This window comes from Cupriavidus sp. CP313 (genome assembly GCF_054072015.1).
Map to the genome: position 1 here is coordinate 1 of NZ_JBSVZB010000099.1, position 591 is coordinate 591.

Genomic DNA, 591 nt, shown 5'->3' on the forward strand with positions numbered 1-591 from the left:
TGGCCGGTTGCCGTCACGCTTTGCTGCTCCGGGTTGACTGCCGAAGCCGATAGTGGCGCCTTGCCCGCATGGAAGTCGGGATGACCTAACGAACCCGTATGCCAGAGCTGCGCAACGATTCGGCCGCCCGCGCGGTGCACGGCGTCCGTCACCACGCGCCAGCCTCGCACCTGGGCTTCGCTCCAGAGGCCTGGCACATTCGCCCAGCCAACAGCCTCCGGACTCACGAAGATGCCTTCGCTGATGATCAGGCCCGCCGATGCCCGCTGCGCATAGTAGTCCGCATGCAAAAGGGTGGGCACGAGTTCGGGATTCGCCGCCCGCATGCGCGTCAGCGGTGCCATGACGACGCGGTTTGGTAAATCCAGGTCGCCTAGCCGGATCGGCTTGAGCAACGGCTGGTGACTTTCAATAGGCATGAGCGCTCCTGCAAACTGCGTGTTCTTAAACACGATGGTGATTGACATTGAGTTTCGGAGATGCGCTTCAAAAAGTCAAGGTCGATCACCATTGTCATTTGGCGGAGCGGCTATAATTGCGCTAACAAACGGCCAGGAGCATTGAGCGATGGGTGTCTCAAAACAGAAGGCG

The 591-nt window shown here is 60.1% G+C and carries 1 protein-coding gene; it reads right to left on the reverse strand.

The window, feature by feature from the left end; genetic code table 11:
- The coding region (locus ACW4E8_RS41065; protein ID WP_456809703.1) for an oxidoreductase at positions 1 to 467 on the reverse strand (467 nt) is incomplete at its 3' end.
- Positions 468 to 591: the final 124 nt, after the last annotated feature.